20 protein-coding genes are annotated in these 18,651 nt (G+C 74.1%); 13 read left to right on the forward strand and 7 right to left on the reverse strand.

Going from position 1 to position 18,651, the window contains the following annotated elements; all coding sequences use genetic code 11:
- Nucleotides 1–57 precede the first annotated feature (57 nt).
- Both ACN27G_RS22730 and ACN27G_RS22735 read left to right on the forward strand, forming a co-directional pair.
- The gene (locus tag ACN27G_RS22730; RefSeq protein ID WP_421494790.1) at nucleotides 58–2,175 is read left to right on the forward strand and encodes an Hsp70 family protein; all 2,118 of its coding nucleotides are present in this window, start codon (nucleotides 58–60) and stop codon (nucleotides 2,173–2,175) included.
- Nucleotides 2,176–2,283: 108 nt separating this feature from the next.
- Nucleotides 2,284–3,072, forward strand: coding sequence for a hypothetical protein (locus ACN27G_RS22735; protein WP_421494791.1), 789 nt, complete (start codon nucleotides 2,284–2,286; stop codon nucleotides 3,070–3,072).
- Nucleotides 3,073–3,109: 37 nt separating this feature from the next.
- On the opposite strand, the gene ACN27G_RS22740 is transcribed toward ACN27G_RS22735, so the two are convergent.
- Nucleotides 3,110–3,868, reverse strand: a complete 759-nt coding sequence (locus tag ACN27G_RS22740) for a CDP-alcohol phosphatidyltransferase family protein (protein WP_421494792.1) — start codon at nucleotides 3,866–3,868, stop codon at nucleotides 3,110–3,112.
- 191 nt (nucleotides 3,869–4,059) lie between these two features.
- Here ACN27G_RS22740 and ACN27G_RS22745 point away from each other — a divergent pair, with 191 nt between their 5' ends.
- From ACN27G_RS22745 to ACN27G_RS22765, 5 genes are all read left to right on the forward strand, one after another.
- Nucleotides 4,060–5,046, forward strand: coding sequence for a zinc-dependent alcohol dehydrogenase (locus ACN27G_RS22745; RefSeq protein ID WP_421494793.1), 987 nt, complete (start codon nucleotides 4,060–4,062; stop codon nucleotides 5,044–5,046).
- Nucleotides 5,047–5,088: 42 nt separating this feature from the next.
- Nucleotides 5,089–5,487 carry a 6-pyruvoyl trahydropterin synthase family protein gene (locus ACN27G_RS22750; protein ID WP_421494794.1) on the forward strand — a complete coding sequence of 133 codons (399 nt, stop codon included), beginning with the start codon at nucleotides 5,089–5,091 and terminating at the stop codon, nucleotides 5,485–5,487.
- Nucleotides 5,488–5,528: 41 nt separating this feature from the next.
- Nucleotides 5,529–6,737 (forward strand): glycosyltransferase family 4 protein, encoded by a 1,209-nt coding sequence (locus tag ACN27G_RS22755; RefSeq protein ID WP_421494795.1) that lies wholly within the window; start codon nucleotides 5,529–5,531, stop codon nucleotides 6,735–6,737.
- Complete coding sequence (locus tag ACN27G_RS22760; RefSeq protein WP_421494796.1) at nucleotides 6,734–7,753, forward strand: methyltransferase domain-containing protein; 1,020 nt, start codon at nucleotides 6,734–6,736, stop codon at nucleotides 7,751–7,753. The genes ACN27G_RS22755 and ACN27G_RS22760 overlap by 4 nt, the downstream gene beginning before the upstream one ends.
- A gap of 109 nt (nucleotides 7,754–7,862) precedes the next feature.
- Nucleotides 7,863–8,894 carry a lysylphosphatidylglycerol synthase transmembrane domain-containing protein gene (locus ACN27G_RS22765; protein ID WP_421494797.1) on the forward strand — a complete coding sequence of 344 codons (1,032 nt, stop codon included), beginning with the start codon at nucleotides 7,863–7,865 and terminating at the stop codon, nucleotides 8,892–8,894.
- A gap of 68 nt (nucleotides 8,895–8,962) precedes the next feature.
- On the opposite strand, the gene ACN27G_RS22770 is transcribed toward ACN27G_RS22765, so the two are convergent.
- Nucleotides 8,963–9,655, reverse strand: coding sequence for a RibD family protein (locus tag ACN27G_RS22770; RefSeq protein ID WP_421494798.1), 693 nt, complete (start codon nucleotides 9,653–9,655; stop codon nucleotides 8,963–8,965).
- A gap of 225 nt (nucleotides 9,656–9,880) precedes the next feature.
- Here ACN27G_RS22770 and ACN27G_RS22775 point away from each other — a divergent pair, with 225 nt between their 5' ends.
- Both ACN27G_RS22775 and ACN27G_RS22780 read left to right on the forward strand, forming a co-directional pair.
- On the forward strand, nucleotides 9,881–10,588 hold the full coding sequence (locus ACN27G_RS22775) for a GTP cyclohydrolase II (protein WP_421494799.1): 708 nt from the start codon (nucleotides 9,881–9,883) through the stop codon (nucleotides 10,586–10,588).
- Nucleotides 10,589–10,692: 104 nt separating this feature from the next.
- A complete protein-coding gene (locus ACN27G_RS22780; RefSeq protein WP_421494800.1) occupies nucleotides 10,693–11,154 on the forward strand; it encodes a GNAT family N-acetyltransferase in 462 nt (153 codons plus the stop codon).
- Nucleotides 11,155–11,197: 43 nt separating this feature from the next.
- On the opposite strand, the gene ACN27G_RS22785 is transcribed toward ACN27G_RS22780, so the two are convergent.
- From ACN27G_RS22785 to ACN27G_RS22805, 5 genes are read right to left on the reverse strand one after another with little or no spacing between them, the layout of a single operon-like run.
- On the reverse strand, nucleotides 11,198–11,779 hold the full coding sequence (locus ACN27G_RS22785) for a suppressor of fused domain protein (protein ID WP_421494801.1): 582 nt from the start codon (nucleotides 11,777–11,779) through the stop codon (nucleotides 11,198–11,200).
- A 3-nt stretch (nucleotides 11,780–11,782) separates the two neighbouring features.
- The gene (locus ACN27G_RS22790) at nucleotides 11,783–12,226 is read right to left on the reverse strand and encodes an HNH/ENDO VII family nuclease (RefSeq protein ID WP_421494802.1); all 444 of its coding nucleotides are present in this window, start codon (nucleotides 12,224–12,226) and stop codon (nucleotides 11,783–11,785) included.
- Nucleotides 12,219–12,701 (reverse strand): hypothetical protein, encoded by a 483-nt coding sequence (locus tag ACN27G_RS22795; RefSeq protein WP_421494803.1) that lies wholly within the window; start codon nucleotides 12,699–12,701, stop codon nucleotides 12,219–12,221. The genes ACN27G_RS22790 and ACN27G_RS22795 overlap by 8 nt, the downstream gene beginning before the upstream one ends.
- Before the next feature lie 9 nt (nucleotides 12,702–12,710).
- The gene (locus tag ACN27G_RS22800) at nucleotides 12,711–13,049 is read right to left on the reverse strand and encodes a hypothetical protein (RefSeq protein WP_421494804.1); all 339 of its coding nucleotides are present in this window, start codon (nucleotides 13,047–13,049) and stop codon (nucleotides 12,711–12,713) included.
- Nucleotides 13,046–13,465 carry a hypothetical protein gene (locus ACN27G_RS22805; RefSeq protein WP_421494805.1) on the reverse strand — a complete coding sequence of 140 codons (420 nt, stop codon included), beginning with the start codon at nucleotides 13,463–13,465 and terminating at the stop codon, nucleotides 13,046–13,048. Before ACN27G_RS22805 ends, ACN27G_RS22800 begins: the two co-directional genes overlap by 4 nt.
- A gap of 261 nt (nucleotides 13,466–13,726) precedes the next feature.
- Between ACN27G_RS22805 and ACN27G_RS22810 the strand changes: the two genes are divergently transcribed.
- From ACN27G_RS22810 to ACN27G_RS22825, 4 genes are all read left to right on the forward strand, one after another.
- Nucleotides 13,727–14,707 carry an acetylxylan esterase gene (locus tag ACN27G_RS22810; RefSeq protein WP_421494806.1) on the forward strand — a complete coding sequence of 327 codons (981 nt, stop codon included), beginning with the start codon at nucleotides 13,727–13,729 and terminating at the stop codon, nucleotides 14,705–14,707.
- Nucleotides 14,700–15,431 (forward strand): hypothetical protein, encoded by a 732-nt coding sequence (locus tag ACN27G_RS22815; protein ID WP_421494807.1) that lies wholly within the window; start codon nucleotides 14,700–14,702, stop codon nucleotides 15,429–15,431. The genes ACN27G_RS22810 and ACN27G_RS22815 overlap by 8 nt, the downstream gene beginning before the upstream one ends.
- A 79-nt stretch (nucleotides 15,432–15,510) precedes the next feature.
- A complete protein-coding gene (locus tag ACN27G_RS22820; protein ID WP_421494808.1) occupies nucleotides 15,511–17,175 on the forward strand; it encodes a S8 family peptidase in 1,665 nt (554 codons plus the stop codon).
- A 39-nt stretch (nucleotides 17,176–17,214) separates the two neighbouring features.
- Nucleotides 17,215–18,534, forward strand: coding sequence for a hypothetical protein (locus ACN27G_RS22825; RefSeq protein WP_421494809.1), 1,320 nt, complete (start codon nucleotides 17,215–17,217; stop codon nucleotides 18,532–18,534).
- The last annotated feature ends 117 nt before the right edge of the window (nucleotides 18,535–18,651 follow it).

An 18,651-nucleotide genomic window follows, 5' to 3' on the forward strand; every position in this document is an offset into this window, starting at 1 on the left:
AGCCCGGAGGCGGGCCACGGGGCGTCACGGACAACCGGCCGCCGCTACGCTGCCGGGGTGGCGGGCGGCGGATTCCGGCTGGGTGTCGACTACGGCACGTCGCACACGGTTGCCGTGCTGGGCTGGCCGGACGGGCGTACCCGTCCGCTGCTCTTCGACGGTTCGCCGCTCCTCGCCTCGGCCACCTGTGTCGATGACGACGGCACCATCCTCTCCGGTCAGGATGCGACCGGTGCCGCCCGGCGGCGCCCGCAGGGCTTCGAGCCGCACCCGAAACGGCGGATCGACGAAGGCGCCGTCTGGCTCGGCGACCGCGAGGTCGCCGTCACCTCGCTGGTCACCGCCACACTCACCCGGGTCGCCGGGGAGGCCGGGCGGGTGGCCGGGCCGGACGCGCTCGGATCCGTGCTGCTCACCGCTCCCGCGACCTGGGGCCCGACCCGACGGGCGCTGCTGGTGGCCGCTGCCGTGCGCGCCGGCCTGCCCGAGCCCCGGCTCGCCGCCGAGCCGGTCGCCGCCGCGAGCTACCTGGTTCGGTCCGGCGGGCGGGCCGTGCCGACCGGTGGTCACGTCGTCGTCTACGACCTCGGTGCCGGCACCTTCGACGCCACCGTGGTCCGGCGCACCGCCACGGGCGGCTTCACCGTGCTCGCCACAGACGGGCTCGCCCAGACCGGCGGGCTGGACATCGACGCGGCGCTCGTCGGGTACGCCGGCCGGATGCTGGCGGCCCGCGATCCGGTCCGCTGGCGGCGGCTGACCTCGCCGGGTGACGACACCGACCGGCGGGCCGCCCTGACCCTGTGGGACGAGGCGCGCCGGGCGAAGGAGACCCTCAGCCGCGCCTCGGTCGGCTACGTACACGTGCCGCTCTTCGAGGAGGCGGTGCCGATCGGCCGGGAGGAGTTCGAACGGTTGGCCGGAGTGGTGCTGGAGCGCACGGTCGAACTGACGGTCGCCGCCGTCCGCTCGGCCGGCCCCCAGGCGGCACCGGCGACGATCGTCCTCGTCGGGGGCGCCAGCCGGATCCCACTGGCCGCCACCCTGCTGCACCGGGCCTTCGGGGTGGCGCCGGTCGTCACGGAGCAGCCGGAGCTCGTGGTGGCCGAGGGTGCTCTCGCGGTGGTGCCGGACGACATGCTCCCGGCCGGCACCGCTCCGCCGGCACCGGGGCCGCCGCCTGCCGCTGCACCGGGGCCGCCGCCTGCCGCTGCACCGGGGCCGCCGTCGACGGACCGGCCGGTCCCGTCGGCCCCGTCGGTCCGTGCGGCGTCCCGGAAGCGCGGTCGCGCCCTCCTCGCCACGGCGCTCGTGGTGGCCGTGTGCGTGCTGCTCGCCGTGGTGGCGCTGCGGTGGGACCGGCGCGGGGCCGGCGGGGCCGCCGACCCCACCCCGAGCGCATCGGCACCGCCGGCCTTCGCCGACGGCACCACCATGCGACGGCTACAGGCGGCGCGGCGGATCGTCATCGGCAGCCGGTTCGACCTGCCCGGCACCGGCTATCGGGAACCCGACGGTACGATGACAGGCTTCGATGTGGAGATCGGCCGGCTGATCGCCACCGAACTCGGCATCGATCCGGCCGGCGTGCAGTGGACGGAAACGTCGCTGTCTGCCCGGGAGCAGATCATCGAGGAGGGCAGGGCCGACATCGTCGTCGCCACCTACACCATCACCGAGGCCCGTGCCCGACGGGTCGCGTTCGCCGGTCCGTACCACCTGCCGGGGCAGCAGTTGGTGGTGCGCGACAACGAGACCGTGATAAACGGCCCGGAGTCGCTGACCGCGGGGATGCGGGTCTGCACGGTGACCGGCACCCCACACGGTGACCGGCTCGAAGAGCACCTCGGTGAGCGGTCGTTTGCCCTGGTGTCGACGGACACCTACCAGAAGTGCGCGGAGCGGCTCTCCGTCGGCGCGGTCGACGCGATCACCTCGGACGGGCCGACCCTGGTGGGGCTGGTCGCCGCCGGCTCCGGCCGGCTCCGGCTGGTCGGCAGGCCCTTCGCGGCGCAGCCGTACGGCATCGGCCTGCGCCGGGAGGACGAGGCGTTCCGGGTCTGGCTCGACGAGGTGTTGCGGCGGGTCGTCACGGACGGCCGCTGGCGGGCCGCCTGGCAGCGCACCGTCGGCCGGTACGACAAGCACGAACCCACCGTGCCCGAGGTCGGCTGACCCGCGGCTCCGATTCGGTGTACAGGTCCGCCAGGTTCCAGGCGGGCAGGTCGGCACGCCGGGCGAGCCGCACCGGTAGGGCGGGACGTCTGGTCGAGAATAGATGCTGTGTCGACATCATCCGCGCGATCGGGCCGGTCGGCGCGGCAACCGTCCCGCGCCGGACCCTGGCCGGGGCCGGCGCCGGCGCCGCTGCCCGCCGGGTCGACCCTGGACTACTACCTGATCCGGCCCGACAACGCGGCCGTCGCCGGACCGGCGGGGATTCTCGTCGAGGAGTTCGCGCTCGGCGAGGGATATTCGGCGGTCCGGCTCGACAGCACCGGGTGGACGGCCGGCAGTCGCCGCTGGCAGGACGCCTCGGCCTTCAGCCGGGGCATGCGTACCGACGCGGGTCTCCGGGAGCGGGTGGTCGGAGTCTCCCGGCAGGAGGTCGAATTCGTCTACCGCCATCTCGGCGGCGGCGAACTGCCGGGCGAGGAGACGCTGCGCGGATACTTCGAGGAAGGCACCCGGCTGCCCGGATCCGCACCGCTGCGGCTGAGCCCCGCCCGGGTCACCGCCGGCTTCTTCGAGACCCGGGGCTATCGGATCCTCTTCACCGCCGGGCTCGACCCGGACGGCCTGACCACACTGCTCGGCACCTGGCGGATGGCGCCCCGGCAGCACGACACCGCCGCACCGACCGGGATCGTCGGCACCGCTCGTCGCGGTATCGGCCGCGACGCCTTCACCTGGGAGCTGCGCCGCATCGGCGCCGGCGCGGCCTGGTCCGTCGACCTCACCGCCGACCTGGCCGGAAACCGGGACGACGCCATCGGCCCGCTGCTGCGCGAGTTGACCACGGCGGCCCGGCTGGCGGGGCTGATCCCGGTGACCATCGAACGCTTCCGCTGACCGGGGCCGGCGCTGGTCGGGGTCGGCGCTGGCCGGGTCAGCGGGACGGTGCGGGCGCCGCCGTGTGCCGGTGCCGGGCGCCCCACAGCCAGCCGACGTCCCGGCCGAACGACCAGCAGAGCAGCACCAGCGCCAGCGCCACCGTCGCCCGGGCCAGCGGCCCCGGCAGCAGCCCGGAACCCGCCGCCGCCAGCACGATGCCCTGGAGCGCGGCGACGGTCTTCCGGGAGAAGCGGTGCGGCAACGCCGCGTTGAGCCACGGCAGCACCCGGGCGGCCGCGACGAAGGCGTACCGGAGTGCGCCGATCGCCAGCACCCAGGCGCCGAGGGACTGCGCGAGATAAACGCTCAACGCCAGGATGAGGAAGGCGTCCACCTCCATGTCGAAGCGCGCGCCCAGCGCGGTGCTGGTGCCGGTACGCCGGGCCACCTGACCGTCGACCCAGTCCAGCGCCAGCGCCACTGCCGCCACGCCGACCAGCAGGGCGACCGGAGCCGGGGCCCAGAAGGAGGCGGCCACCAGTGCGGTCACCGCCCCGACCAGGATCGACCGGGCCAGCGTGACCCGGTTGGCGGCGCCGAGCCTCGACGCGCCGGACCGGCGCAGTCCACGGCTGAGGAGCAGCCAGGTGACCACCGCGTACGCCGAGCCGGCCAGCCAGCCGGCGGGACCGAGCCCGATCGTCGCGCCCAGCGCCGCCAGCAGCACGAACTGGGCGGCGAGCCCTACCGCCGGCCCGTCCACCTCCGCCGGCGTGTGCCCGACCCCCGAGGGGTCGCCGTCGTCGACGGGCACCGGACGCACCCGATGCGGCGCGGGCCGCAGGCGGACCAGGGATGCCGGGACGAGATGATCACTGACAGTCAACGTTCCTCCGTAACGGTTTGGCGCGATCGACGCGCCGCGTATCGTTGCCGCTGCCCACCCCCGAGGAAACGGAAAACACCCGCGTTCGGTTCAGTGCCCAGGGAAAGGAGTTGGCAACCGTGCGTGCTCGCGCCTTCTGGCTCGCCGCACCCGGCAGGGGCGAGATCCGGCCGGTTCCACTCCCGGCGCCCGGTGCCGACGAGGTGCTGGTCCGCACCCTCCACTCCGGGCTGAGCCGGGGCACCGAGACCCTGGTCTTCGCCGGCCACGTCCCCCCGACCCAGTACGCGACGATGCGCGCCCCCTATCAGGAGGGCGACTTCCCCGCCCCGGTGAAGTACGGCTACCTCAACGTCGGGGTCGTCGAGGCGGGGCCGGCGCATCTGGTCGGCCGTACCGTCTTCTGCCTCTACCCGCACCAGACCCGCTATGTCGTGCCGGCGTCGGCGGTCACCGTCGTACCGGACGGGGTGCCGGCGGCCCGGGCGGTCCTCGCCGGCACGGTGGAGACCGCGGTGAACGCGCTCTGGGACGCCGCGCCGCTGGTCGGCGACCGGATCGCGGTCGTCGGGGCCGGGATGGTCGGCTGCTCCGTGGCCGGCCTGCTCGCCCGCTTTCCCGGCGTCCGGGTGCAGCTCGTCGACGCGGATCCGGGCCGGGCGGGCATCGCCGCCGCGCTCGGCGTCGACTTCGCGCTCCCGGGCGACGCCACCGGCGGCCGCGACCTGGTGGTGCACGCCAGCGCCACCTCGGCCGGGCTCACGAGGTCGCTCGAACTCCTCGCCCCGGAGGGCACCGTCGTCGAACTGAGCTGGTACGGCGACCGCCAGGTCAGCGTGCCGCTCGGCGAGAACTTCCACTCCCGCCGGCTGGTGGTACGCAGCAGCCAGGTCGGCACGGTGTCACCGAACGTGCGCGGGCGGCGTACCTTCGCCGACCGGCTGGAGCTGGCCCTGGAGCTGCTCGCCGACCCCGCGTTCGACGCCCTGCTCACCGGTGCGTGCCGCTTCGAGGAGCTGCCCGAAGTGCTGCCCCGGCTGGTCAGCGGGGAGCTTCCCGCGCTGTGCCAGGTGGTCGACTACGCCGAGGCGGCCACCGACCAGTAGCCTCGGCGGACCACCCCACCGGGACGGACCAGAGGAGAATCCTTGTTCAGCATCACCGTCCGTGATCACATCATGATCGCGCACAGCTTCCGGGGCGAGGTCTTCGGCCCCGCCCAGAAGCTGCACGGGGCGACCTTCGTCGTGGACGCCACCTTCCGCCGGCCGGAGCTCGACGCCGACAACATCGTGGTCGACATCGGGCTGGCCAGCGGGCAGCTTGCCGAGGTGCTGGGCGAGTTGAACTACCGCAACCTCGACGACGAGCCGACGCTCGCCGGGATCAACACCTCGACCGAGGCGCTGGCCCAGATCATCGCGGACCGGCTGGCCGACCGGGTGCGGGCGGGAGCGCTCGGCGAGGGGGCGCACGGGCTGACCGGGATCACCGTCACCCTGCACGAGTCACACATCGCCTGGGCCAGCTACGAGCGGACGCTTTGACCTCCCCTCCGCCAACAGGTGACGCGGGCAGCCCGGGTCAGGTGTACGTGGTGCTGCCCGGCGACATCGACGACCCGGACGCGCCGAGCGGAGGAAACGCCTACGACCGCCAGGTCTGCACCGGGCTCACCGCGCTCGGCTGGCAGGTGCGCGAGCTCGCCGTTCCGGGGCGTTGGCCCCGGCCGGAGGAGGCCGGGCGGGTGGCGCTGGCCGACGCACTCGCGGGCGTACCGGACGGTGCGGTGGTGCTGCTCGACGGGCTGGTGGGCTGCGGCGTACCCGAGATCGTGGTCCCGGCGGCCGGGCGGCTCCGGGTGACGGTGCTGGTGCACCTGCCGCTGCGGGACGAGACCGGGCTGCCGGCGGAGCTGGCCGACCGGCTCGACAACCTCGAACGGCGCACCCTGCGGGCCGCCGGGGCGGTCGTGGCGACCAGCGCCGGGACCGGACGCCGGCTGGCGCAGCGGCACGGTCTGCCGCCCGGACGGGTGCACGTCGTGCCGCCCGGTGTCGCGCCCGCACCGCCGGCACCGGGCACGGACGGCGCCACCGGCCTGCTCTGCGTCGCCTCGGTCACCCCGCGAAAGGGGCACGACGTGCTGGTCCAGGCGCTGACGACGCTGGCGGACCGGCCGTGGAGCTGCCGCTGCGTCGGCCCGGCCCCCCGGGACTCGGCGTGGGTCGACGGGCTGCGCCGCTCGGTCGAGGCGGCCGGGCTGACCGGGCGGGTCCGGTTCCTCGGCCCGCGTGGCGGCGCCGACCTGGCGGCCGAGTACGCCGCCGCGGACCTGCTGGTGCTCGCCTCCCGGTCCGAGCCCTACGGCATGGTCGTCACCGAGGCGCTGGCCCGGGGCATCCCGGTGCTGGCCAGCGCGGTGGACGGGATACCGGAGGCGGTCGGGCGGGCGCCGGACGGGAGCCTGCCGGGGCTGCTGGTGCCGGCCGGCGACCCGGCGTTGCTGGCCGGCGCGCTGCGTCGCTGGTTCGACGAGCCCGACCTGCGACAGCGGCTGCGCACCGCCGCCGCGCGGCGGCGGACCGGCCTGCCCGGCTGGGACGTCACCGCCGCCGGCCTGGCCGAGGTGCTGACCAGGCTCGCCGGGCATCCCGCCAAGCTCGCCGGGCATCCCGCCAAGCTCGTCGGGCATCCGGCGCCCGCCGACGCAACCGGTGACACGGCCGGTGACGGCGACGCCCAGGGCGGCACAGGGTACGACCGGGACAGTGAGCACGACGAGGAGACGGCATGACTGAGGGCAGCGGGCGAACCGGCCGACTCGGCGGCATCGGCAGGACCGAGACGACCGGCAGGACCGAGACGACCGGCGGGGACGGGGCGACCGGCGGGGGCGGAACGGTCGGCGGGGGCGACGACTCGCCGTACAGTCTGGCCTGGTTGGGGCTGCGGGAGCCGGCCGACGCCCGCGCCCGCGCCACCGAGCTGCTCGGACCGGTACGCGACCGGCTGCCCGGCACCGGCCCGCTGCTGATCCGGGACCTCGGCTGCGGCAGCGGCTCCATGGGGCGATGGCTCGCCGGCCAGCTACCCGGCCCGCAGCACTGGGTCCTCTACGACCGCGAAGCCGGTCTGCTCGACCACGCCCGGGAGCACCTGCCGGCCACCGCCGCCGACGGCTCACCGATCACCGTGGAGACCTGGGAGGGCGACCTCACCCGGCTGACCGCCGGCGACCTCGCCGGGGCGTCGCTGGTCACCGCCTCCGCCCTGCTCGACCTGCTCAGCCCGGCCGAGGTGGAACGGCTCGCCACAGCCTGCGTCGAGGCCGGCTGCCCGGCCCTGCTGACCCTCTCCGTGCGGGGTGAGGTGGAACTCTCCCCGGCCGACCCGCTCGACGCCGAGATCGCCGCCGCGTTCGACGCACACCAGCGGCGCGAGACCGGCGGCCAGCGGCTCCTCGGCCCGGACGCGGTGGATGCGGCGGCGGAGGCGTTCCGCCGGCTCGGTGCGACCGTGCTGGTCAGGCCCAGCCCGTGGCACCTCGGCCCGGAGCAGGCGGAGCTGACCGCGCAGTGGCTGCGCGGCTGGGTGGGCGCCGCCGTCGAACAGAGACCGGAACTGGCCGCCCCGGCCGCCGCCTACCTGGACCGCCGGCTCGCCGCCACGGCGGCCGGCGGAGTGCGGGCGATCGTCGGGCACGCCGACCTACTGGCCACGGACGGGCACGCCGACCTACTGGCCACGGACGGGCCCGCCGACCTACCCGCTGCGGACGGCCCCGCCGGCCCGGTCGCCGCGGACGGATGAACCGCAGCCCCGGTTGCCCCGTATACCTGCCAGAACCGATCGAAGGAGGGTCGCGGATGTGCGGGGCGAGGGCGTCAGGGCCGGTGGTGGCGGCGGACCGGACAGCGTCATGAGGCGTACGTTCTGGGCCTGGGCCCGGCTGCTCGGCGGAGCCGCCATCCTGGGATTGCTGGTGTGGCGACTCGGCACCGGGGCGTTCCTGGACGGGCTACGGGTGATCGACGCCGGCACCCTGCTCGCCGCGCTCGGGATCGGGCTGCTGACCACGGTCTTCAGCGCCTGGCGCTGGTGTCTGGTGGCCCGCGGTCTCGGCATCCGGCTGCCGCTGGGCAGGGCGGTCGCGGACTACTACCGGGGGCTCTTCCTCAACGCGGCGCTGCCCGGCGGCGTACTCGGCGACGTGCACCGGGCGGTGCGGCACGGTCAGGACGTGGACGACGTGGGTCGGGGTGTCCGCGCGGTGGTCCTGGAGCGGTCCGCCGGGCAGATCGTGCTGATCGGCGTCGGGGCGGTGGTGTTGCTGCTCGCCGGTCCCGTACCGCTGCCGGCCGGGGCGGGATCCGGCCCGGCCGGGTGGTCGGTCGCGCTCGTCCTCGCCGCCGCGGTACTCCTCGGCCTCGCCGGCTGGTTCCTCCTCCGGTCCCGACCGAGGTCCTCGCGGTGGCGTCGCGCGTGCCGGACGGCCGTCTCCGACGTACGCCTCGGGCTGCTCGCCCGGCACACCTGGCCGGGGATCGCGCTCTGCTCCGCCGTGGTGCTGGTCGGACATCTCGCCACCTTCGTGGTGGCGGCCCGGGCCGCCGGGTCGTCGGCGCCGCTCACCCGGCTCGTGCCGCTGATGCTGCTGGCCCTGATCGCGATGGCGTTGCCGTTGAACGTCGGCGGTTGGGGGCCCCGGGAGGGCGTCACCGCCTGGGCGTTCGGCGCCGCCGGGCTGGGTGCCTCGCTCGGTCTCACCGTCGCGGTGGTGTACGGGGTGCTCGCCTTCGTCGCCAGCCTGCCCGGCGTCGCCGTGCTGGTCGCCCGCTGGCTCAGCGGGCTCCGGGCCGACCAGCTCCGGGCCGACCAGCTCCGGACCGACCAGCTCCGGACCGAGCGGCTACGCACCGCCCGGGTCCCACTACCCAGAGCGGTCACGTGACCGGCGCTCCGCCCTGCGGCGCCCGGTCACGTCCCGGCGAGTCCCGGTCACGTCCCGGTCAAGCCCGATCACGTCGGGGCGAAGCGCTCCGAGAGGGCGTAGCGCAGCAGCACCACGTCGCCGATCTGGCAGACCTGGGCCAGCTCCGCCCGCCGGTCAGGGCCCCACGGGAACCGGCCGTCGCCGACGAAGCGCGGCGCCCGGGAGTCGCCGACGAAGAAGGGCGCGATCACCAACTGCAACTCGTCGGCGAGACCGGCGGTGAGGAACTGGGTGTGTATCGTCCCGCCGCCCTCGACCATCAGCCGGGTCACACCCCGGGCCCGCAGGTCGGCGAGGATCAGTTCGAGGTCGACGGGGTCGCCGCTGTCCACCACGGTCGCCACTTCGCCGAGGCGCTTGCGCGCCTCGTCCAGGCTCGGCGTCGCGCAGTAGACGAGCTTGTCGATGTCGCCCGTGACGAAGAACCGCGCCGCCGGGTCCAGGTCGGCGCGTCCGGTCACCGTCACCTTCAGCGGCGTCGGCAGCAGCCCTCGGGCCACCCGCTCGGCGCGGCGGGCCGGCGACCGGACCAGCAGTCGCGGGTTGTCCTGGCGGACCGTACCCGCGCCGACCAGGATCGCGTCGCATTCCGCTCGGACCGCATCGACCCGGTCGAAATCGGCGTCGTTGGAGAGCAGGAGCCGGGTGCCGGTCGCGTTGTCGAGGTAACCGTCGATTGACATGCCGCAGCTGAGCAGAACGTACGGTCGGTCGCTCACAGATTGCACCTCTCCGTCGATGAACAGCCCGCGCGGGAGGCCAGTCTTCCGCATCGTCGGCGCCCGCTCACGCCGACCTCGCCCGGGTGCCGGTCCGGTGGTTCCGGCCGGATGACCCAGCCGTCCGGTCCGCGCCTGCCTGCTCACCCGGGCCTGCGGGCAGATCCGGATCCAGGCACCCTAGATCTTCAGGGCGTACGCACCCCAGCCCAAGAGGGAGAACCGATGCCGCACACACCGCGCCAGGTACCCACCGCCGAGGCGCCCGACACGCTCGCCGGGTTCGGGCCGCTTCCGCCCGCCACCGTCCGCCAGCAGGTGACCGTACCGCTCCGCTTCCCCGACGGCTACGCCGCGACCGCGAGCGTCTTCACCTTCGACGGCCTGGTGGACGGCCGGGAGCACCTCGCCCTCGGACTCGGTGACTGGCGGACGGCGGTGCGCCGGTCCCCCGACGGCCCGGCCGCGCCACTGGTACGGCCGCACAGCGAGTGCCTGACGGGAGACGTCTTCGGCAGCCAGCGGTGCGACTGCGGACCGCAGCTGCGGGAGGCGGCCGAGCGGATCAGCGACCGGGGCGGGTTCCTGCTCTACCTGCGTCAGGAGGGCCGGGGCATCGGCCTGTACGCCAAGCTCGACGCGTACGCGCTGCAGGACGTGGGGCTGGACACCTACGAGGCCAACGTCGCGCTCGGCCACGACGAGGACGAGCGCGACTACACGGTGGCGGCACAGATGCTGCGTACGCTCGGCGTGGACCGGATCGCGTTGCTGAGCAACAACCCGGACAAGGCCGAACAGCTCGACCGGCTCGGCGTGACGGTCGCCGAACGGATTCCCACCGGGGTGCACCTCTCCGCCGCCAACGCCCGCTACCTGAAGGCGAAGGCGAACCACACCGCGCACACCATCGAGCTGCCGCTCGCCGACTGAGCCCCACCCGCCCGCCTTGGAGGAACGGTCCGCCCCGCTGCTCCGGCCGCACCGCCGACGCCGGCAGGACGGGGACGCCGGCACGACTGGACTAGGCTGCCGGCATGTCGCCGTCACCCCGGCTCGAAAGGATCACTCCGGAGAACGTCGTCGCCGCGTGCCAGCTCCGGGTCCGCCCCGACCAGGAGGGAATTGTCGCCCCGGTGGCCCAGTCCCTGGCCGAGGCGTACGCCCAGCCGGATGTCGCCTGGCCCCGGCTGATCTACGACGGCGACCGGCTCGTCGGCTTCGTGATGGCCTTCCTGCTGGTGCGGCTCGACCCGGCCGACCAGCCCCGCTCCGGACTCTGGCGGCTCACCGTCGCGGCCGGCGAACAGGGCCGGGGATACGGCCGGTTCGCCGTCGAGGCGGTCTGCGCGGAGTTGCGCCGTCGCGGGGAGAAGCGGGCCTTCGTGGCCTGGATACCCGGCGAGCACGGGCCCGAACGGTTCTACCGGCGGCTCGGCTTCCGCCTGACGGGCGAACAGCTCGACGGCGAGGTCGTCGGCGCACTGGACCTGACCTGACCTGACCGGGCGGGTACGGCGGCCGGCCCTGGACGGCGAGCCACTAGACGACCGATGCCCGCTCGGGGTCGGTGATGTCGATCTCGTGGCGCTCGAAGAGCTCCTCCAGGGCGTCCGGGCCGTGCTGCTCGGCGTAGTCCGCCTCGGTCTCGCTGACCGGCACGGCGAGCAGCCAGGCCACGGTCTTGTCGCCGACCGCCGTCGAGCGGAACTCCCCCTCCCAGAGGTAGGGATCGGTGAGGAAGAAGTGCGGGAACCGGGTGTCGGGCAGGTGCATGCGCAGCACCTCGCGGAAGCAGGCACCCGGTTCCGGCTCCCAGCCGTCGTTGATCCAGAAGAATGCGGCGGTGCTCAGTGCCTCGGCGAACCGCGGATGCAGGGCCGAGTCGCAGGCGGCGAGCAGCTCCACGCCGAGCGGCGGGCTGACCTCCCTGGGAAGCGCCAGGTCGGAGAGGCCGATGGTGCAGTAGGCGGTGACGCCCGGCCAGGGATGGTCGGTCGAGTGCAGGACGGCGACCCGGCTGGCCCCGTCGGCGTCGAGATATTCGACCACCCGCGGGCTTCCGCCGAAGACGGCTGCGACGGTCCTGGCGATCGCCTTGTTCGCGTTGCTGACGTCCGGCATGTTCTAGGGTCCCAGGTAGTCGTCGGTGAGGTCCTCGCCCGCGCGGCCGCGGTTCGATGATGGTAGCTCCGGCCGGTAGTGCGCCGGGTTGTTGTACTCGTCGAGGAACTGCTTGCGGCTGATCCGCCGGAGGCGGGCGCTGGCCTGGTGCTTGCGGAACTCGTAGCCGGGTTTGTGCCCCATGTCCCACCGGGACCTGTTCAGCACCCTGCCGGTGAGCGGGTCCCTGACCCTGCCGTCCGCGCCCTTCGCCGCCGCCCACACCTTGTCGCGTACGCCCCGCCGGTAGTTCTTGGGGCGCCGGTAGGGATCCCGCTTCATCCGGTCGACCAGGCGTTTCGGGACGGCCGGCAGCTTCTCGCCGTCCCTGACGACCGTCCGCAGCGCCCGCATGACGCCCTTTGCCGCGGCGCCGGCGAGGCGTCCCCGCACCCGGCGTCTAGCCATTGACCACCTTCATGATCGCGTCGTGCAGGAGCCAGTCCAGGATGCGCCGGAGGCCCTCGCGCAGCACGGCGACACCGGCTGCCGCCAGGCCGCCGGTGGCGATCGCCACGCCTATCGCGATCGCCGTCAGGGTGGCCTGGGCGATGATGGCGAGCTTGAGCGCCAGGACGATGCCGGCGCACGTCAGCAGGCCGGCACCGATGATCTCCGCGCCGGTGGCGCCGCCGGCCAGCCGCTGGGTCGGGGCGGCGTCCCTGGTCCAGCTGGTCCGGAACACGTCCGCCATCTCGGCCTGGTTCGCCGTCCAGACGCCGGCCGCGACGGTGTCGGCGGCGACGACCTGGGCGTCGAGCTGACCGGAGAACTCGCTCCACGCCTGCGCCAGCTCCTGCAGCCTCGTCTCGTCACTCTCCGGCCACTGGAAGCCGATGGTGGAGAGGAGCTCCACCAGGGCGGACGGCAACTCGATCCCCACCACGGCCTCCTACGGCTGGCTGAACCACTGGCTGTCGAGCAGGGCCCGGGCCTGCGCCCTGCTGTCCTGGTCCGCCTCGGCGAAGAGGAACGCCACGACGCCCAGCCGTTCGGCGTAGCCGTCCATGGTCTCGAGATTGGAGTTGTAGCAGTTCATCGCCATGGCGTGCGCGGCGCTGTAGACGCCGCCGATGGCCGCACCGAGCTCGTCGGTGCCCCACGGCTCGCCGAACGAGTCCAGCCGCTGCTGGAACGTGTCGAGCAGCGCGTCGGTCCGCGCGCCGACCTCGGCAAGCTCGTCGGAGGAGCGCCAGAGCCCTTCCGGAGAGACCTCCGTCGACGCGCTCACCGGGCCCGCCGCTCGATCCGGGCCATGGCGTCCGTCAGCGACTCGGTGATCGCCCGCATGCTCCGCATGCCCTGCTCCCGTACCTCGCGGATCTGTTCCGCCAGGGCCGCCGGATCCACCGCGGTCGCGGCGGCGGCCGCCGGGTCGTCGGAGCGCGCGGCGAGCCACGCCTCGTTGAACGCCCTGGTGATCCCCTCGGCAAGCTCGCCGGCGCGCATGCCCATCACCTCGTCGGCGAGCCGGAACTCGGCGACCCGCCCGTCGGCGGCGAGCCGCACGCTCACCCGGCCGTCCAGAGCGCTGCCGGAGGCCGAGCCCTGCGTCGTCTGCTGCCGGTCGCGGGCCGCGTCCGCCTCGCGCTGGACGGACTCCATCAACCGGTCGAGGTCACCCAGGACGTGCCACAGATCAGACAACCGACGCCTCCCCACCGTCCCGGCGGCGGAGGCGGACCGCGCGCCGTCTCCGCCGGAATCTCGAACCTAACGGCCCATCGATACCGGGGCAATCGTCAATCCCGGTGCTTCCACGTGCCGGCGGTAGCCCTTGCTCGCGGCAGCCCGGGACGTGGGCACCGCCTGCCCGGCCGATACCCTCCGGCTTCGGGACGACCCGGCTCGCGGCCGGGGCCGCTCGCGGAGCCGCACCCCGGCCCGCGACGACGAAAGGAGACGGTGATGCTTGTCGACTGGCCACTGGACCAACTGCGCGACTATCTGCCGAAACGCGACGAGCCGGCCGATTTCGACGAATTCTGGGCGGAGACCCTGCGCCAGGCGCGGGACGCCGGCACGCCGGCACGGTTCGAGCCGTACGACGCCGGTCTGGCCACCGTCGACGTCTTCGACGTCACCTTCTCCGGCTTCGCCGGCCAGCCGGTACGGGGCTGGTTCCTGCTCCCCCGGCACCACGGCGGCCGGCTCCCCTGCGTGGTCGAATACATCGGGTACGGCGGCGGGCGCGGCCTGCCGCACGAGTGGCTGGCGTGGAGCGCCGCCGGCTACGCGCACCTGGTGATGGACACCCGGGGCCAGGGCAGCAACGGCTATCTCGTCGGCGACACCCCGGATCCGGACCCGGTCGGCCTGCCCCAGACCCCCGGCTTCATGACCCGTGGTCTCCTCGACCCCGCCGCCTACTACTACCGCCGGGTCTTCACCGACGCGGTCCGGGCCGTGGACGCCGCCCGGGCACATGCCCGGGTCGACCCGGACCGGGTGGTGGTGGCCGGCGCCAGCCAGGGCGGCGGGATCAGCATCGCGGTCTCCGGACTGGTGGAAGGGCTCGCGGCGGTGCTGCCGAACGTCCCCTTCCTCTGCCACTACCGGCGGGCGACCGAGATCACCGACGCCATGCCGTACCAGGAGTTGGTGACGTATCTCCGGACGCACCGGGCCGACGTCGAGCAGGCGTTCCGCACCCTCAGCTACTTCGACGGGCTCAACTTCGCCAGCCGGGCCGGCGCACCGGCGCTCTTCTCGGTCGCGCTGATGGACGCGGTCTGCCCGCCCTCGACCGTCTACGCCGCCTACAACCACTACGCCGGGGCGGAGAAGGAGATCACCGTGTGGCCGTACAACGGGCACGAGGGGGGTGCCGGTTTCCAGTTCCCCCGGCAGGCCGGACTGCTCCGCCGGCTCTTCGACGACGGTGAGTAGCCCGGGGCGGGAGGTCGCCGGTGCGGGCACCGGCCACGGCGCCGCGTTCGACCGACTCTTCGCGCGGGGACGCGACGCGATCCTGGCCGGCACGCACCACCGCGACTCACCGCCGGTGGACGGCGGTCGATGGGGGCTGTCGGTGGTCCTGCCGCCGGACCGGGCCTGCACCGCCCGGCTGGCGGCGCTGACCGCCGAGGCGCTCGCCATCGCCGGCCCGGACCACTGGCCGACGGGTGCGCCGGAGGCGGTGCACGTCACGGTACGGGCGATCGAGGCGCACCGGAGCAGCGTGCCGGACGGCGATCCGCTGGTCCGCCGGTGCGCCTCGGCGGTGCGGCGGGCCGCCGCGGCCTGCCGGCCGGTCCGGCTGGAGCTGCGGGGGGTGACCCTGACCCCGTCCGGCGTGATGGCCTGCGCGCACCCGGTCGACTCGGCGGCGGACCGCTTCGCGGCGCGGCTCGGCACCGAACTCGGCGCCGACGCCCGGTTCGAGGCTGACTTCTCCCGGGACATCTGGTACGCCACCCTGCTGCACTTCACCGGGCCACTGCGCGATCCCGCGACGCTTGTGGAGTGGGCGGCGGACCGCCGCGCCACCGACCTCGGCGTGTCGGTCGCCGCAACGGCCGACCTGCTGCGGTTCCGGTTCAACGGCCGCCAGCCGGTACGGGTGCCGCTGGCCAGCGCGGCCTTCGGCACCGGCGCCGCACGGCGGCGGTGACTGTCGGATCCACGTCCGCCACTTTTCTCCGGCCTTTCACCGGGAAACGATGGATGGTCGGAAGTGACGGGAGGAATCGATGGATGAGGACAGCGCCGATCCGGGCCGTCCGGCAGAGCCGCGGCCCACGGGGTTGGGTTCGGCGGAGCATGGCGCCGGCAGCGGTTCGGCGGAGCATGGCGCCGGCAGCGGCGAGCGGACCAGCCGGCTCTCTCCGGTGCCCACCTCACCCAGCCTGGTCACCGACTCCGTCATCGCCCGGCCGCTCCAGGAGCAGATGCGCTCCTCCGGCGACGCGCCGATCGGTGTGGTGATCGAGCTGCGTACCCGCTATCTCGGCGGCGTACGTGGGGCGCAGATCCGGGTCCAGGAACTGGTCGAGCAGGTCGCCGACGCGGAGACACCGGTCCGGCCGATCGGTTCCTACGTCAGCACCGCCCTGACCGCCACGCAGATCCGTGCCCTGGTGGCCGCCGACGCCGAGGAGGCCGAGGAGGTCGCCCAGGAGCGGGCGGAGGTGGAGGCCGAGCTGGCGGAGCAGGCGGCACGGCAGGGCGTGGCCACCGAGGAGCCGCCGCCGTCGACGGTCGGCGCCGGCCCGGCCCCGCGCTCGGCGATCCACCGGATCTGGCCGAACTTCGAGGTCCAGCCGCTCATCCACCGCTCCGTGGTGACCACCAAGTGCCAGGCGGCGCACCGCGCCTTCAACGCGTACGGGCAGGAGATCGTCTGGGCGGTGCTGGATTCCGGCATCGACGAGGGGCACGCGCACTTCCAGCGGCACGGCAACCTGGCGTTGACCCCACCGCTGGCGCACCGCTCCTTCGTGGACGCCAGCGACGCCGAGGCGACGAGGGACCGGGCCGGGCACGGCACGCACGTGGCCGGGATCCTGGCCGGTGAACAGATCGTCGCGGAGAGCGATGCCCCGTTGAGCGCGGCCACCTTCTATCAGCCGGACGGCAGCGGCATGCGAGCCGAGCGGCTGCACCTGCGGTCGATCAGCGGGATGGCGCCGCGCTGCCGGCTGCTCTCCTGCAAGATCCTCCGGGACGACGGCTCCGGCGACATGGCGGCGGTGCTCGCCGCGCTGGAGTACATCCAGGAGCTCAACGACTACGGCCGGGAGTTGCTCGTGCACGGCGTCAACCTCTCGGTCGGCTATCCCTTCGACCCGACCTGGTTCGCCACCGGGCTCAGCCCGGTCTGCCGGGAGGTCAACCGGCTGGTGCAGTCCGGCGTGGTCGTGGTGGCGGCGGCCGGCAACACCGGGTACGGCTACGTCATCGACGCCGGCGGCCGGCGGATGCGGACGGCCTTCGACCTGACCATCAACGACCCGGGCAACGCCGAACTGGCCATCACGGTCGGCGCCACCTCGTGCCAGCCGCACGCCTCCGGCGTCTCCTACTTCTCGTCGAAGGGGCCCACCGGGGACGGCCGGGCCAAGCCGGACCTGGTGGCGCCCGGCGAGCGCGTGATCAGCGCGGGTACCGGCCGGCTGCTGGAGCAGGCGCTCGCCAGTGTTCCCGGCGCGACCTACGTGGAGAACTCCGGCACCTCGATGGCGGCGCCGCACGTCTCCGGCGTGGCGGCGGCGTTCATGTCCGTGCACCAGGAGTTCATCGGCCGCCCGCACCGGGTCAAGCGCGCGCTGCTCAACTCCGCCACCGACCTCGGCCGGGACCGCTCGTTCCAGGGCCACGGGCTCGTCGACGCGATGCGGGCCCTCCAGTCGGTCTGATCGTTCCCGTTGCCGTTTCCCTTCGGATGAGGTGCGAAGATGCAGTTTCCGTACGCCGAGGTGGAGATCGAGTCCACCGGTGCGGTTCACGACGAGAGCCAGCGACGGGCCGCGGTGGAGCTGGTCGCCGCGTCCGGCGCGACGGACGTGCTCGTGCTCTGCCACGGCTGGAACAACGACATCCCGCAGGCCCGCCGCCTCTACCAGCGGCTGACCGACAGCCTGGCGGCGGTCCGCCCGGCCGTCCCCGGGGCCGCGTCCCGGACCCTGGCCGTGGTGGGCGCGCTCTGGCCGTCGATCCGCTGGTCGGACGAGGACGAGGTGGCCGGCGGTGGTGCCGGTGTCGCCGACGGGGTCACATCGCTGGCCGAGGCGATCGCGACCCGGATCGAGGATCCGGCCCGGGCCACCCTGCTGACCGCGCTGGTGCCGAGGCTGGCAGCGTCCACCGAGGCCCGGCGGGAGTTCCTCGACACCCTGCGGCAGCAGATTCCGGCCGTACCGGTCGAGCCGGCTCCGGCCGGCACGGCGGTGGACGAGGATCCGCCGCCGAGGGCGCTGCTCGACGGCGACCCGGAGGAGGTCTTCCCGGCGGCGGGTGGCCCGGAGTTCGACGCCGGCCTACCGGAGTGGTCGGGGGGTGCGGCCGGGATGGCGCCGGACGGCGGCGCGGCCGGACCTGTGCCGGAGGGCGGCGCGGCCTGGCTCGGGCTGGACTTCGGCGGTGTGCTGCGCCAGGCGCGCGGCCTGTTGAACGTGACCACCTACTACACGATGAAGGACCGTGCCGGGAGGGTCGGTGCGGGCGGCGTCGCCACGCTGCTGGCCGGGCTGGCCACGGCGACACCGACGGTCCGGCTGCATCTGGCCGGCCATTCCTTCGGTGCCCGCGTGCTGGCCGCCGCCGCCGCGCGGCACCGTGGGCTGCACTCCTGCACCCTGCTGCAGGGTGCGTTCAGCCACCACGCCTTCGCGGCGAACTTCAACGGCCGAGGCGACGACGGGCTGTTCCGGCCGGTGCTGGCCGACCGGCACCTGACCGGTCCGATGCTGATCACGCACACCGTCAACGACCGGGCGGTCGGGCTGGCGTACGCCGCCGCCTCCCGGCTGGCCCGGCAGGCCGGCGCCGGCCTGGGCGACGCGAACGACCCGTACGGGGGCATCGGGCGCAACGGGGCACTGAAGACGCCGGAGGTGGCCCAGCCCTGCGTCGATCTGCTGGAGGTCGGCGCCGGCTACCGCTTCCAGTCCGGCAGGGTGCACAATCTGAAGGCGGACCGGTTCGTCAGCTCGCATGGCGACGTCAGCGGCGGGGAGGTCGCCTACGCGCTGTGCTGCGCAATTCACTCTCAGTAGCATCGCCGGGCGCCGCTTCACCAATCGGCCAGCGGATGGGGTCCCGACGGCCGGATATCCGATCACCTTTGATTGACTCCGGCACCGCTGGGTACGGTCCGCTGTACCGTGACGAAT

Source organism: Plantactinospora sp. WMMB334, from assembly GCF_049179095.1.
Lineage (GTDB): Bacteria > Actinomycetota > Actinomycetes > Mycobacteriales > Micromonosporaceae > Plantactinospora.